This is a genomic window from Hyunsoonleella flava, from assembly GCF_004310325.1.
In the GTDB taxonomy this organism is placed as follows: Bacteria; Bacteroidota; Bacteroidia; order Flavobacteriales; family Flavobacteriaceae; genus Jejuia; species Jejuia flava.
Window position 1 is genome coordinate 1 of the sequence record NZ_SIRT01000058.1, and the last position, 303, is coordinate 303.

Genomic DNA, 303 nt, shown 5'->3' on the forward strand with positions numbered 1-303 from the left:
TTGCACCACTTTTTATGGCGGCTCCTACATGAATAGCTTCCATCATTTCTTCTTTAGTTACGCCACGCTGCAAACCATCTTTTGTATATGCGTCAATGCAGTAGGGACACTGTTCTGTATGGGCCACGGCTAAGGCTATTAAGGATTTTTCGCGTGCCGTAAGCGCACCCTCCTCAAATACTTTACCGTAATACTCCAAGAATTTATTGCCTAATTCCTCACTCCATTCTGTGATTTTTCCAAATTTCCTAAGGTCTGCGGGGTCGTAGTATGTTTTCTGCATTATAAAATTTTAGTGTAAAT

1 protein-coding gene is annotated in these 303 nt (G+C 41.3%); it reads right to left on the reverse strand.

Annotated elements, in window-relative coordinates; translation table 11 throughout:
- The coding region (locus tag EYD45_RS16635; RefSeq protein WP_130965783.1) for an arsenosugar biosynthesis-associated peroxidase-like protein at positions 1-283 on the reverse strand (283 nt) is incomplete at its 3' end.
- Between the last annotated feature and the right edge of the window lie 20 nt (positions 284-303).